This is a genomic window from Streptoalloteichus tenebrarius (genome assembly GCF_024171885.1).
Taxonomy (GTDB): Bacteria; Actinomycetota; Actinomycetes; order Mycobacteriales; family Pseudonocardiaceae; genus Streptoalloteichus; species Streptoalloteichus tenebrarius.
The window spans coordinates 1-13,427 of record NZ_JAMTCP010000039.1 but is presented as its reverse complement, the minus strand read 5'-3'; the positions used below and the strand labels follow the sequence as shown (position 1 = coordinate 13,427).

12 protein-coding genes and 2 rRNA genes are annotated in these 13,427 nt (G+C 74.9%); 2 read left to right on the top strand and 12 right to left on the bottom strand.

Annotated elements, in window-relative coordinates; genetic code table 11:
* The first annotated feature begins 27 nt into the window (after window positions 1-27).
* Window positions 28-531: a DUF1707 domain-containing protein gene (locus tag LX15_RS25085; protein ID WP_253672119.1), complete on the top strand. Its 504-nt coding sequence runs from the start codon at window positions 28-30 to the stop codon at window positions 529-531.
* Between the two features lie 94 nt (window positions 532-625).
* Here LX15_RS25085 and LX15_RS25080 read toward each other — a convergent pair whose 3' ends face one another.
* From LX15_RS25080 to LX15_RS25035, 10 genes are all read right to left on the bottom strand, one after another.
* Entirely contained in the window at window positions 626-1,270 is a 645-nt protein-coding gene (locus tag LX15_RS25080; RefSeq protein WP_253672118.1) for an NUDIX domain-containing protein, read from the bottom strand.
* Window positions 1,271-1,274: 4 nt separating this feature from the next.
* On the bottom strand, window positions 1,275-3,074 hold the full coding sequence (gene pyrG, locus LX15_RS25075; protein ID WP_253672117.1) for a CTP synthase: 1,800 nt from the start codon (window positions 3,072-3,074) through the stop codon (window positions 1,275-1,277).
* 282 nt (window positions 3,075-3,356) lie between these two features.
* Complete coding sequence (locus tag LX15_RS25070) at window positions 3,357-4,295, bottom strand: copper transporter (RefSeq protein ID WP_253672116.1); 939 nt, start codon at window positions 4,293-4,295, stop codon at window positions 3,357-3,359.
* Window positions 4,292-5,479 (bottom strand): putative cytokinetic ring protein SteA, encoded by a 1,188-nt coding sequence (steA, locus tag LX15_RS25065; protein ID WP_253672115.1) that lies wholly within the window; start codon window positions 5,477-5,479, stop codon window positions 4,292-4,294. The genes LX15_RS25070 and steA overlap by 4 nt, the downstream gene beginning before the upstream one ends.
* Before the next feature lie 83 nt (window positions 5,480-5,562).
* Window positions 5,563-7,398: a DNA repair protein RecN gene (gene recN / locus LX15_RS25060; RefSeq protein WP_253672114.1), complete on the bottom strand. Its 1,836-nt coding sequence runs from the start codon at window positions 7,396-7,398 to the stop codon at window positions 5,563-5,565.
* A 167-nt stretch (window positions 7,399-7,565) separates the two neighbouring features.
* Complete coding sequence (locus tag LX15_RS25055; protein WP_253672113.1) at window positions 7,566-8,462, bottom strand: NAD kinase; 897 nt, start codon at window positions 8,460-8,462, stop codon at window positions 7,566-7,568.
* The gene (locus LX15_RS25050; protein WP_253672112.1) at window positions 8,462-9,280 is read right to left on the bottom strand and encodes a TlyA family RNA methyltransferase; all 819 of its coding nucleotides are present in this window, start codon (window positions 9,278-9,280) and stop codon (window positions 8,462-8,464) included. Before LX15_RS25050 ends, LX15_RS25055 begins: the two co-directional genes overlap by 1 nt.
* 1 nt (window position 9,281) lies before the next feature.
* Window positions 9,282-9,473 carry a hypothetical protein gene (locus tag LX15_RS25045; RefSeq protein ID WP_253672111.1) on the bottom strand — a complete coding sequence of 64 codons (192 nt, stop codon included), beginning with the start codon at window positions 9,471-9,473 and terminating at the stop codon, window positions 9,282-9,284.
* A 154-nt stretch (window positions 9,474-9,627) separates the two neighbouring features.
* A complete protein-coding gene (locus tag LX15_RS25040) occupies window positions 9,628-10,656 on the bottom strand; it encodes an HAD-IIA family hydrolase (RefSeq protein WP_253672110.1) in 1,029 nt (342 codons plus the stop codon).
* Window positions 10,653-11,651, bottom strand: coding sequence for a tetratricopeptide repeat protein (locus tag LX15_RS25035; protein ID WP_253672109.1), 999 nt, complete (start codon window positions 11,649-11,651; stop codon window positions 10,653-10,655). Before LX15_RS25035 ends, LX15_RS25040 begins: the two co-directional genes overlap by 4 nt.
* On the opposite strand from LX15_RS25035, the gene LX15_RS25030 reads away from it, so the two are divergent.
* Window positions 11,616-13,052: a hypothetical protein gene (locus LX15_RS25030; protein ID WP_253672108.1), complete on the top strand. Its 1,437-nt coding sequence runs from the start codon at window positions 11,616-11,618 to the stop codon at window positions 13,050-13,052. The genes LX15_RS25035 and LX15_RS25030 overlap by 36 nt on opposite strands.
* 64 nt (window positions 13,053-13,116) lie before the next feature.
* Here the strand turns inward: LX15_RS25030 and rrf are convergent.
* Together rrf and LX15_RS25020 are read right to left on the bottom strand one after the other, a co-directional pair.
* A 5S ribosomal RNA gene (gene rrf / locus LX15_RS25025) occupies window positions 13,117-13,233 on the bottom strand.
* A gap of 89 nt (window positions 13,234-13,322) precedes the next feature.
* Window positions 13,323-13,427: ribosomal RNA gene (locus LX15_RS25020) — 23S ribosomal RNA — on the bottom strand; the annotation flags it as partial.

The following is a 13,427-nucleotide window of genomic DNA, read 5'->3' as shown; positions in this document are numbered from 1 at the left end:
GATCACCGTTTCGGCTACTGTGCCCGCGTGACACCGGAATCGGCTGGACCTGGGGAAGTCCGCATCGGGACCCAGGAGCGCGAACAGGCCATCAACGTCCTGGGCGAACACCTCGCCGCCGGTCGGCTCGAGATGCACGAGTACGAGGACCGGGTGGGCAGGGCCAGCGCGGCCCGCACCCTCTCCGAACTCCGGCCGCTGTTCGCCGACCTGCCCCCGCCCCACCCCCCGGCGCTGGGGCCGTCGATGCCGATGACGATGCCGCCGCCCCCGGTCGTGGCGGCCCCGCCGATGGTGCCGATGGCCGGCTACGAGATGTCGAGCAAGTCGAAGCTCGCGGCGGGCCTGCTCCAGATCCTGCTGCCGTTCGGCGTCGGCCGCTTCTACACCGGGCACGTCGGCATCGGCCTGGCCCAGCTCATCGTCACCTTCGTGACCTGTGGCGCGGGCGCGCTGTGGCCGTTCATCGACGGCATCGTGCTGCTCATCAACGGCGGCACCGACTCCCACGGCCGACGCCTCCTGGAGTGAAACGGGCCACCGCGGCCCCCAGCAAGCCGAACGGGCTGGCACCCCACCGGAGGGTGGGGCGCCAGCCCGTTGCGCATCGCGTGTCAGACCGGGGTCAGCCCCGCTGACGGTCGGCCCACCGGTGCGGCCGGTCGGGCCACGGCGCGTCCTCGGGCCGGGCCGGCGCCGCACCGGCGCGCACCGCCCGCGCCGCGAGCAGACCCGCCACGGCGCTCGCGTTCACGATCTCCCCGGACAGCGCCCTGCGCACCGCGTCCTCCAGCGGCGCCCAGTCGAGCACGAGGTCGGCCTCCTCGCTGCCGTGGTGCACGTCCCGCTCCACCTCGGACAGCCCGGTGGCCAGGAAGACCCGCACCACCTCGTCACTGAAGCCCGGCGAGGACGCCACGTCCACCAGCACCGACCACGAGGACGCGGCCAGGCCGGTCTCCTCGGCCAGCTCCCGCCGCGCGGCGGAGACGGGGTCCTCCCCCGGCACGTCGAGCAACCCGGCCGGCAGCTCCCACAACCGCCGGCCCAGCGGGTGCCGGTACTGGTGGATCAGCGCGACCCGCTGCTGGGCGTCCAGCGCCACCACCGCCACCGCCCCGGGGTGCTCCACGATCTCCCTGGCGCCGGTGCGGCCCCCTGGCATGACCACCTCGTCGACCCGGAGCGCCAACACCCGGCCCTGGTAGGCGTCCCGGCTGGCGACCGTCCGGAACTCGTGCCGGCCCGGTGACTCGTCGACCTCGCTCACCGCGTCACGCCCCCGCGCCCGCGCCGGCCTTCTCGGCGTCGCGCTCCGCGCCCCTGCCGGTGCTCTTCCCGGACTCGCGCCGCCCGCCGGAGGCCTTGGCGTTGCCGCCCGCGGCCCCCTCCGGCAGCTCGACCGGCAGCCGGTCGGCGGCGCGGTAGTCCAGGGCGGCCTTGACGAAGGCGGCGAACAGCGGGTGCGGCCGCGTGGGCCGGCTCTTCAGCTCGGGGTGGGCCTGGGTGCCCACGTAGAACGGGTGCTTGTCGCGCGACAGCTCCACGAACTCCACGAGGTGGCCGTCCGGCGAGGTGCCCGAGAACACCATCCCGGCCTTGCCCAGCCGCTCGCGGTAGGCGTTGTTCACCTCGTACCGGTGGCGGTGCCGCTCGGACACCTCCGTGGTGCCGTACGCCTCGGCCACCACCGAGCCCGGCAGCAGCGTGGCCGGGTACGCGCCCAGCCGCATCGTGCCGCCCATGTCCCGCTCGCCGGCGACCACGTCGGCCTGGTCGGCCATCGTGCTGATCACCGGGTGCTCGGTGCGGGACTGGCCCTCGTCGAACTCGGCGGAGTTGGCGCCGGCCAGCCCGGCCAGGTTCCGCGCAGCCTCGATGACCATGCACTGGAGGCCAAGGCACAGGCCCAGCGCCGGGATGCCCCGCGTGCGGGCGTGCGACAACGCGCCGATCTTGCCCTCGATGCCCCGGACGCCGAACCCGCCCGGCACCAGCACGCCGTCGACGTCGGCCAGGGCGTGGGCGGCGCCGCTCGGCGTGGCGCACTCGTCGGAGGGAACCCAGCGGATCTCCACCTTGGCGCGGTGCGCGAAACCGCCGGCGCGCAGCGCCTCGCTGACCGACAGGTACGCGTCCGGCAGGTCCACGTACTTGCCGACCATCGCGATCCGGACCGTCTCGGACGGGTTGTGCACCCGGTCCAGCAGGTCGCCCCACACGGCCCAGTCCACGTCCCGGAACGGCAGGCCGAGCCGGCGCACCACGTACGCGTCCAGGCCCTCGGAGTGCAGCACGCGGGGGATGTCGTAGATGGAGGGCGCGTCCGGCGCGGCCACGACACCGTCGATGTCCACGTCGCACATCAGCGCGATCTTGCGCTTGAGGCCCTCGGGGATGTCGCGGTCGGACCGGCAGACGATCGCGTCGGGCTGGATGCCGATGTTGCGCAGCGCCGCGACCGAGTGCTGGGTCGGCTTGGTCTTCAGCTCGCCGGAGGGCGCCAGGTACGGCACCAGCGAGACGTGCAGGAAGAAGCAGTTGTCCCTGCCGACGTCGTGCCGCACCTGCCGGGCGGCCTCCAGGAACGGCAGCGACTCGATGTCGCCCACCGTGCCGCCGACCTCGGTGATGACCACGTCCGGGGTCCTGCCGTCCTCGCCGGGCTCGGCCATCGCCCTGATCCTGGCCTTGATCTCGTCGGTGATGTGCGGGATGACCTGCACGGTGTCGCCGAGGTACTCGCCGCGCCGCTCCTTGGCGATGACGGCGGAGTAGATCTGGCCGGTGGTGACGTTGGCGTTGCCGCCGAGGTCGCGGTCCAGGAACCGCTCGTAGTGGCCGATGTCCAGGTCCGTCTCGGCGCCGTCCTCGGTGACGAACACCTCGCCGTGCTGGAACGGGTTCATGGTGCCCGGGTCCACGTTGAGGTACGGGTCGAGCTTCTGCATCGTGACCCGCAGCCCACGGGAGGTGAGCAACTCACCGAGGCTGGAGGCGGTGAGCCCCTTGCCGAGCGAGGAGGCGACGCCTCCGGTGACGAACACATGCTTGGTCGTACGCGACTGCGCCAAGGAGGGGCTCCCGTGGTTCAACGTGCGTGATTCAACGCGATTGCTGGCTGCCCGGTGCCTGGGGTCTACGACCCGACGGGACTCGGGGTCTCTCGCCGGGCACCACTCGACTGGCGGTACCCACCGATCCACGGGACTTCACCGTATCACCCCGAGCCCGGAGCGCAGCACCCTCACCGGCGAAGTCGCCGTGTCGGGGCACGCGCGCCGCCCGACCGGCGCCGGACCGGGAGCCCCTCCCACCTGCCAGGACGGCCGCGCGGCGCGCTCCGACCCGCCGGGTCAGTTCGCCGGTTCCGGCGCGGGCGCCTGCGCGTTGCCCGCCGTGCCGTACCGGCCGGACCTCCCCTCCAGCTCCTGCCGCAACGCCAGCACGGTCACCACCCGGCCGGCCGCCGTGTCCACGTTGTCGATCGTCGACAGGACCGAGCTGGCCGCGGTGTCCGCCCGCACGACGCCGACGGGACCCACGCCGTCGGCCGAGCCCGCGCGCCCCGCCAGGACCGCGCCCGCGCCCGAGCGGTCCACCTGCGTGGCGAACCGGGCGATCGTCGCGGCGCGGTCGCCGGCCGCGTCGCCGCCGACCCTGCCGCCGCTGAGCACCACCGCGAGCTGCGCCGGCGGCAGGTCGCCGCCCACCTTCACGAACCCGCCGTCGGCCAACGCGCGCAGCGCTGCCGCGGCCTCCTCCGGCTTCGCCTGCGGCTGGTTGTTGTCCTTGTTGAGCAGCACCAACGGGCCGATCAGCCCACCGGCCAACGTGCCGGGGTCGGAGGCCGTGGGCAGCCGCACGCCCGCCGGCAGCAGCCGGGCGACGAGCTGCCGGAGCTGGTCGGCCTTGGACGGGTCGCTGAACGTGTCGGTGAGCTGCATCTCGCCGGTCACCGTGCCCCCGGCGGCGCGGACCAGCCCGACGACCGCGTCCCGGTCGGTGGGGCTCGCGTCGACGGTGCTGATCACCACCACGGTGCGCTTGTCGAGCAGGCCGCGCACGGCGCTGGGCCCGAGCGCCGTCGCGAACCGGTCGGCGGCGGCGAGCCGGGCGTCCAGCGCGTTGCGCTGCTCCTCCAGGTCGGCCACCTGCTTGCCCAGCGACTCCCGGTCGCCGGCCAGGCCGGACAGCAGCCGGCCGCCGACGGCGGTGGAGCCGAGCACGACCCCGACCGCCAGGGCGAGGAACACCGCGGCGATCGAGACGACGTGGTAGCGCAGCGAGATCACGGAAGCAGCTCCCTGGTCCAGGTGACGACGTCGTTCCAGGTTCCGGACAGGAGGTCGGCGTACATCCCGCCGAGGCCGGAGACGAACAGGGCGACCGCGACCACCGCCACCACGGCCAGCACCAGCAACACCACCGCCGTCACCGGCACCCTGGCCCGGTGGAGGGCGGCCACGGCCCTGGCGTCGACGATCTTGCCGCCCAGCCGCAGGCGGGTCAGGAACGCGCACGGCGTGGCCCCGGAGCGGCCCTGCTCCAGGAACTCGGGCAGCGTCCCGGGGAAGCCGACCGTGACCACCAGCGACGCCCCGTGCTGGTCGGCCAGCAGCAACGCCAGGTCCTGCGGGGCGCCCGACGCGGGGAAGGTCACCGCGCCCACGCCCAGGTCCTGGATGCGCTCCAGCCCCGGCGCGTGCCCGGTGAGCTGCGCGGGCACCACGACCTCCGCGCCGCACCGCAGGGTCTCGGCGTCGAAGCGGTTCGGGTCGCCGATCACGACGTCCGGGGTGAGCCCGGCGGCCCGCAACGCCTCCGCGCCCTCCTCCACGCCGATGAGCACCGGCCGGTTCTCCCGCACGTACCTGCGTAGCCGGGCCAGCTCCTCGCGGTAGCCGTGGCCGGGGGCGACGACCAGGACCTCGCGGTCCCGCATCGCCACGTCCAGCTCGGGCACCCCCACCCCCTCCAACACCAGCGAGCGCTCCCGGCGCAGGAACTCGATGGTGTTGGCGGAGAACGCCTCCAACTGGGCCGACAGGCCGGCCTTGGCGTCGGCCATCAGGTCGGCGACGCTCTCCCTGGTCTGCCGGGTCCCTCGGGCCAGCTCCCGGTCCCCGGCGTAGACCACGCCCTCGTGCACGCGGACCCGGGTGCCGTCCTTCAGCGTGCGCAGCAACTCCGCGCCCACCCCGTCGACCAGCGGCACGCCCGCGGCGAGCAGCGCCTGGGGACCGAGGTTGGGGAACCGGCCGGAGATCGACGGGGACGCGTTGACCACGGCGGCCACCCCGGCCTCGACCAACGCGTCCGCCGTGCGCAGGTCCAGGTCGATCCGGTCCAGCACCGCGATGTCCCCCCGCCCCAGGCGCGGCAACAACCGGTCGACGCGGCGATCCACCCGAGCGACACCAGACACACCCGGCTGGAGGTCCTTGTCACTCCGGGTGATGATGCCCGTGAGTCTCATGGGACTGATGGTGACAAACGAACGTCCCGTGAGCGGGATGCCACGCCGGGCGACGCCACGCCTCGGTCAAGCCACCGATCGGATCAGTCGCGCCGTCCGCTCCGGGGGCGGCCACCCGGCCGCCGCGCGGCGGAACCGCTCCCGGCGGCCACGGACGAGGGCGTCGCCGCGCCGGCCTTGTCCCTGGCGGCCGTCGCCAGCAGCTCCTCGGCGTGCGCCCGACCGGTCTCGGTCGAGTCGAGGCCGGCCAGCATCCTGGCCAGCTCGATCACCCGCTGCCCGTCGTCCAGCACCCGGACCCCGCTGCGGGTGACCCCCGCCCCGCCGACCACCTTGTCCACGACCAGGTGCCGGTCCGCGTAGGCCGCGACCTGCGGCAGGTGCGTGACCACGACGACCTGGTGGGTGCGGGCCAGCCGGGCCAGCCGCCGCCCCACCTCGACCGCGGCCCGGCCACCGACCCCGGCGTCGACCTCGTCGAACACCAGCGTCGGCACCGGGTCGGAGTCGGCGAGCACGACCTCCAACGCGAGCATCACCCGGGACAGCTCACCGCCCGAGGCGCCCTTGTGCACCGGCAGCGCGGGCGCGCCGGGGTGCGGCACCAGCCGCAGCTCCACCTCGTCCACGCCGTCCTGGCCGGCGTGCGCCCACCGCCCCGCCACCCGCACGGCCCCCGCCTCCTCGGGCCGGGCCTCGTGCGGCCGCACCACGACCTCGATCCTGGCGTGCGGCATGGCCAGCCCCGCCAGCTCGGCGGTCACCGCCTCGGCCAGCTCGCCGGCCGCCGCCGTGCGCGCCGCCGTGACCTTCTCCGCGAACCCGGCCAGCTCGCCGGCCAGCTCGTCCCGCCGCGCCGCGAGCGCCGCGAGCGCCTCCTCGGAGGTGTCGAGCCCGGCCAGCCGCTCCTCGGCCTGCCGCGCCCAGGCCAGCACCCCGTCGACGTCGGCGGCGTACTTCCTGGTGAGCTGCTTGAGTTCCGCCTGCCGGGCCAGCACCCGCTCCAGCCGCGCCGGGTCAGCCTCCAGCCGGTCCAGGTAGCCCCCCAGCTCGGCGCCCACGTCGGACAACAACGTCGCCGCCTCGGCCAACCGGGGCTCCAGCTCGCCCAACGCCGGATCGTCCGAGGCGCCCAGCAGCCGACGGGCGGCCGCGACCATGCCCAGCGCCCCCGGCGCGTCCGGGTCGCCGTCGGCCGCGCCGGAGACCGCGACCTGCGCCCCCGTGGCCAGCTCCCGCAACTGGTCGGCGTCGGCCAGCCGACGGGCCTCCGCGACCAGCTCCGCGTCCTCCCCCGGCTGGGGGTCCACGGCGGCGATCTCGGCCAGCCCGTGCTTGAGCAGGTCCGCCTCGCGGGCCAGCTCCCTGGACCGCTCCGTGCGCTCGGTCAGCTCCGCGACGACCGCGAGCCACCGCGCCCGCACCTGGCGGTACTCCGCCAGCGGGGTCGCCACCGCCTCGCCGGCGAACCGGTCCAGCACCGCCCGTTGCTCGGCCGGCCGCAACAGCCGGAGCTGGTCGTTCTGGCCGTGCACGGCCAGCAACACCTCGGACAGCTCGCCGAGCACCCCGACCGGCACCGAGCGGCCGCCCAGGTGCGCCCGCGACCGCCCGTCGACGCCGACGGTGCGCACCGCGATCAGGCTGCCGTCCTCGTCCAGCTCGGCGCCCGCGTCCTCGGCCAGCCGCAACGCGGCGCCACCCCTGGCCAGCCGGAACCGGCCCTCGACCACGGCCCGGCCCGCGCCGGCCCTGATCCGGGACGCCTCGGCCCGGCCGCCACCCAGCAGGTGCAGCCCGGTGACCACCATCGTCTTGCCGGCTCCGGTCTCACCGGTCACCACGGTCAGGCCGGGGTGGAGGTGCAACGTGGCCTCGTCGATGACGCCGAGGCCCTTGATGCGCATCTCGGCAAGCACGTGTCAGCACCCTAGTTGGTCGTCGGGGACGGTGGGGCGCGACCTCCACACTCTCGAACACCTGGTCGACGCCCACGTGACGAAGGCGCAGTATGGCCCACGGACCACGCCCACCGCCGTGAGCCACGGCACACGCCCCGCCAGAACGGGGGACGGACGACCCGCGCTCAGTGGTGGTTCGGCGGCCCCCGCCACCCCTGCACGGGCAACGCGAACTTCTGCACCAGCCGGTCCGCGAACGGCGCGTCCTGCAACCGCACCAGCTTCAGCGGCTTCTCACCGCCGACGATCTCCACCCGGCTGCCCGGCGGCAGCTCGACCGTGCGGCGGCTGTCGCACGCCAGCACCGCCGGGTGCCCGTGCTGGTCGACCTCCAACGCCACCACCGAGTCCGGCGCGACCACCAACGGCCGCGCGAACAGGGCGTGCGCGTTGCTCGGCACCACCAACAACGCCTGCACCAACGGCCAGATCACCGGCCCGCCGGCGGAGAACGCGTAGGCCGTCGACCCCGTCGGCGTCGCCACCAACACGCCGTCGCACCCGAACGCCGACACCGGCCGCCCGTCGATCTCCAGGACGACGTCCAGGATCCGCTCCCGGCTGCTGCGCTCCACGCTCGCCTCGTTGAGCGCCCACGTCCTCGCGACCACGGTGCCGTCCAGCATCGCGGTCACGTCGATCGTCATCCGCTCCTCGACGTGGTACTCGCAGCCGGCGACGATCGCCACGGCGTCGTCCAGCGCCTCGGGGTCCGCCTCGGCCAGGAACCCGATCCGCCCCAGGTTCACCCCCAGCACCGGCACCCCGGCGGGCCGCGCCAGCTCGGCCGCCCGCAGCAACGTGCCGTCGCCGCCCAGGGCGAGCACCAGCTCGGCGTGCTCGGCCGCCCGGTCGTCGTGCGCCACGACCCGCCCGTAACAGGACGGGTCGAGGTCGGGAGCCTCCTCGGCCAGGACCCGCAGCGCGATCCCGGCCCTCGTGAGCCGGCGCGCCACCTGCTCGGCCGTGCGGAGGTTGTCCGCCCGCCCGGTGTGCACGACGAGCAACGCTTCTCGCGTCATTACTGCGGCCCCTCCCGCACCGCGGCCCTGACCAGCTCCTCCGGATCGGTCCCGGGCTCGCCCTGGGCCGCCCTGCGCAGCCACAGGAAGTACTCGACGTTGCCGGACGGGCCGGGCAACGGACTCGCGGTCACCCCGTGCGGGACCAGGCCCAGCTCGGCGGCGGAGGCCACCACCCCGAGGACGGCGTCGACCCGCAGCTCGGGGTCCCTGACCACCCCGCCGGCGGGGAGCCGCTCCTTGCCCACCTCGAACTGGGGCTTGACCATCGGCACCAGGTCGGCGTCCTCGACCGAGCACGCCAACAGGGCCGGGAGCACCAGGTGCAACGGGATGAAGGACAGGTCGGCGACCACCAGGTCCACCGGACCGTCGATTGCCTCCGGCGTCAGGGTGCGCACGTTGGTGCGGTCCACCACCCGCACCCGCTCGTCGGTCCGCAGCTTCCACGCGAGCTGCCCGTACCCGACGTCGACGGCGACGACCTCGCGCGCGCCCCTGCGCAACAGCACGTCGGTGAAACCACCGGTGGACGCGCCGGCGTCCAGACACCGGCGCCCCGCCACGGTCAGCCCGCGCGGCTCGAACGCCTCCAGCGCGCCCAACAACTTGTGCGCGCCCCGGGACGCCCAGTTCGGGTCCTCCTCGGCGGCGAGCACCACGACGGCGGAGTCCGCCTCGACGGCGGTGGCGGGCTTGCGCGCCACGGTCCCCCGCACGGTCACCCTGCCCTCGTTGATGAGCTGGACGGCGTGCTCCCGGGACCGGGCCAGTCCCCGACGCACCAGTTCGGCGTCCAGTCGTGCTCGTCGCGCCACGCTAGATCCTGTCGATGGCCGACAACGCGTCGGTGAGGGCGGCGTGGACGGCGTCGAACCGGGCGACGTGCTCGGCGACCGGAAGGGCGTCCAGCGCCCCGAGCGCGGACAGCGCCTCCTCGATGGCGGCGCGCTGCTCCGCGCCGGGCGCGGCGCCCAACACGGCGGGCGTCGGCGTGGGTTCAGGCGTCATGCGACCGCTCCCGTTCGAGCTGACTTCCAGCGGGACATCCACGCCGGGAACGGCGCGGGACGCCCGCACCCGGTGGCACGCCCCCGCCGGCCGCTCCACGGCCGCGCCGGGGACCCCACCCGTGGGTCGGATCGTCGGCTCCCACGCTAGCCGATCAGGCCGACGCGAGGTCGAGATCGGCCAGCGCCGAGCGGGCGGAGTCCCCCTCGGCGGCGACGGCGACGGGCCCGCCGCCGGCCTCCCACCACACCGCGCACAGGGTGCGCAGGGCGGCGAGCGGATCACCGGAGCCGGCCAGGTGGAGCACGCCGTCGCGCACCTCGGCGCGCCAGCCGCCGCCAGGGGCGACCCGGAGGTCGTCCGCCGGCCGCAGCACGGCGCTGAGGTCGGCCCCCAGGTACCGGGGGCGGTGCCCCTCGGGGGCGGCGAGCGCGTCGGCGGCGGTGGTCACACCGCTCATCACGAGCAGGGAGTCCATGCCGGCGTTCACCGCGCCGGCGATGTCGGTGTCGAGCCGGTCGCCGACGACCAGCGGCCGGGTGGCGTCCACCGAACGGGCGGCCTGGTCGAGCAGCGGCCGTTCTGGCTTGCCCGCGACGACGGGCTCACGGCCGGTGGCGGCCCGCAGGGCCGCCACCATCGCGCCGTTGCCCGGCAACTGCCCCCGTTCGGTGGGCAGCGTCAGGTCCGCGTTGCAGGCGACCCACAGCACCCCCGAACGGAGGGCGAGGCACGCCTCGGCCAGGTCCCGCCAGCCGGTGTCCGGCGAATGCCCCTGGACCACCGCCTCGGGCGTCTGACCGTCCTGGACGCCCGACCGGCCGTCCGCGTGCCGCCGGACCGGGCGCAGGCCCGCCGCCCTCACCTCGTCGACGAGGGCGTCGGTGCCCACGACGAGCACGGCGGCCCCGGCGGGCAACCGCCCGGCGAGCACCGAGGCGCCCGCCTGCGCGCTGGTGCGCACCTCGTCGGCCCGGGCGCGCAGGCCCAGGTCGACGAGGTGCGCGGCCACCTGCTCCGGGGACCGGGACGCGTTGTTCGTGGTGTAGCGGACGGGGACGCCGGCCTCGCGGGCGGCGTCCACCGTCCTGTCCGCGCCGGGCACCAGCTCCCCGCCGCGGAACACCGTGCCGTCCAGGTCCAGCAACAGGGCGTCGTGACCGTCGAGCAGCCGACCACTCACCGCTGGCCGGGCTCCTCGGCGCGCTCCCGCCCGGCGGGCGAGCCGGTCGCCGGGGTCGAGGCGTCCTCGACCGACGCCGGGGCCTCGGCGGCCTTCGGCTCGGCGCCCTTCGGCTCGGCGGCCTTCTCGGCCTCGTCCTCAGCCTTCTCCGCGGCCTTCTCGTCAGCCTTCTCGGCGGCCTTCTCGGCGGCCTCACGGGCGTCCGCGGCCGACTCCGCCTCCGACGCCACCGTGGCGTCGCCGGTCGCCTCGCCCACCTCGGTGGTCGGCCCGACGGCCTCGGCCCCGGTCTCCGCCGCGTCGGTCTCGGCCTCGCTCCCGGAACCGGCCTCGGCCTCCGACCGCTCGGTCTCGGGGACCTCGGCGGCGTCGGTCTCCTCGTCGTGGCCGGCCTCGGCCCGCTCGGGCTCACTCAGCTCGTAGGCCCGCTCGGCGGCGTCGGTCTCCTCGTCCTGGTCGGCCTCGGCGGCGTGCAGGAACCAGCGGATCGCCTCCTCGGTCCGTCCCACGGCGGCCAGGTTGTCCGCGTAGGCGTAGAAGAGTCGGGCGTTCCACGGGGCGGGCTTGCTCGGGTCCAGGTCCGGGCCCTGCAACGCCACCACGGCGGCGTCGAGCTGGCCCATGTCCCTGCGGGCGCCCGCCGCCACGATGCGCAGCTCCACCAGCTCCGCGTGCGGCAGCTCCGCGGCCTCCGGACCGCGCAGCAGTTCCAGGGCCCGCTCCGGGCGGCCCAGCGCCCGCTCGCAGTCAGCCATGACCGCCACGTGCCCGGGGCCACCGGTCATCCGGCGGGCGGCGCGCAGCTCGGACAGGGCCTCGGCCCACTCACCGGCGTGGTAGGCGGTCAGGCCGGCGGCCTCCCGCACGGCGCCGACGCGCGCGGCCTTCGTCCTGGCGTACCGGGCGTGCGCCAGCGCGCGCTCCGGATCGCTGTCGACGAGCTGGCCCGCGGCCACCAGGTGCTGGGCGATCTCCTCGGCGAGCACGCGCGGCATGCCCTTCAGGTCGCGCCGCACCTCCGGGTCGAGCAGGCCCGGGTCGACGTCCTCGGGGAGCTCGGGCGCGGGCGCCTTGACGACGGTCGACTCGGTCGGCTCGACGCCGTCCTCCCTCGGCCGACGCGGACGCTCGCGGTCCTCACGGACGCCGCCCCGCTCGCCGCGCGGCCGGTCGCCGTAGTCACGACGGGGCCGGTCGCCGAAGTCGCGACGCGGACGGTCACCGTGCTCCCGGCGCTCGCCGCCCTCGCGGTCACCACCGAAGTCCCGTCGCGGACGCTCGCCACCGAAGTCCCTGCGGGGCCGATCACCGTACTCACGCTGGGGACGGCCGCCGAACTCGCGCCGCTCACCGCGCTCGCCACCGAAGTCACGGCGGGGACGGTCGCCGAAGTCCCGGCGCTCGCGACGCTCACCGCCGAACTCACGGCGCTCACCGCGCTCACCGCGGTCGCCGCCGAAGTCCCGGCGAGGCCGGTCACCGAAGTCGCGACGGGGGCGATCCCCGAAATCACGACGCGGACGGTCGCCATACTCACGACGCTCGCCACGGTCACCACCGAAGTCCCGACGGGGCCGGTCACCGTACTCACGCTGGGGACGGCCACCAAAGTCTCGACGCTCGCCGCGCTCGCCACGGTCCCGGTCACCGCCGAAGTCCCGGCGAGGCCGGTCCTCACGGAAGCCGCCCCGGGGGCGGTCGCCACGGTCGAAGCTCTTCCGCTCCCCGAAGTCACGCTGGGGGCGGTCACCGTACTCGCGGCGGGGACGGTCGCCGAACTCGCGCCGCTCACCGCGCTCGCCACGGTCCCGGTCGCCGAAGTCGCGACGGGGGCGATCCCCGAAATCACGACGCGGACGGTCGCCATACTCACGACGCTCGCCACGGTCACCACCGAAGTCCCGACGGGGCCGGTCACCGAAGTCCCTGCGGGGCCGGTCACCACCGAAGTCGCGGCGCTCACCGCGCTCACCGCGCTCGCCACCGAAGTCCCGGCGAGGCCGGTCGCCGAAGTCGCGACGCGGCCGGTCACCGAACTCGCGCCGCTCACCACCCCGGCCCTCACGCCGGTCACCGGCGCGGCCGAAGCTCCGGCGATCGTCGCCGGACCGCTCCCGATCCTGTCGGAAGCCGCCCCGGTCACCGCCTCGGCCGTCGCCGAACCGATCGTTGTTCTCACGCCAGCGGCCACCGTTGTCGCCCCGGCCCTCGCCGGCTCGACGGCCCCCGCGGTCCCGGTCGAAGCCGCGGTCGCGGCCACCGGCCGAGCGTCCCCACGACCCGCCGCGTCCCGCGGCGCCACCACGCCGGTCGTCGCCCTTGCCGAAACCGGTGCCGCGCCCCTTGGGGGGCTCAGCCGAACTCGTCACGAAGAAACCTTCCTCACACGCACGTAGGGGCCTGCGCCCAGGAGCACTCAAAGAGTACCCCCTGGACACAGGCCCCTACCGGGAAAAAATTGTTCGGCGGCGACCTACTCTCCCACACCCCCACGAGTGCAGTACCATCGGCGCTGGAGGACTTAGCTACCGGGTTCGGAATGGGACCGGGCGTGACCCCTCCGCCAAAACCACCGAAACACCCACGAAGACACCAACACACCAACCCACACACGGGCCAGCAGCGCTGGTTCTCCCAGAACCACACAGTGAATGCGAGACATCTCCATGGACAAGTCCTCGGCCTATTAGTACCGGTCAACTCCAGCCGTCACCGACCTTCCATCTCCGGCCTATCAACCCAGTCATCTCCTGGGAGCCTTACCCCAACAA

Excerpts from the sequence above, each read along its gene's own strand:
- steA (WP_253672115.1), bottom strand. The coding sequence starts at position 5,479 with ATGAGACTCACGGGCATCATCACCCGGAGTGACAAGGACCTCCAGCCG.
- LX15_RS25055 (WP_253672113.1), bottom strand. The coding sequence starts at position 8,462 with ATGACGCGAGAAGCGTTGCTCGTCGTGCACACCGGGCGGGCGGACAAC.
- LX15_RS25045 (WP_253672111.1), bottom strand. The coding sequence starts at position 9,473 with ATGACGCCTGAACCCACGCCGACGCCCGCCGTGTTGGGCGCCGCGCCC.
- LX15_RS25035 (WP_253672109.1), bottom strand. The coding sequence starts at position 11,651 with ATGCCGCGCGTGCTCGCCGAGGAGATCGCCCAGCACCTGGTGGCCGCG.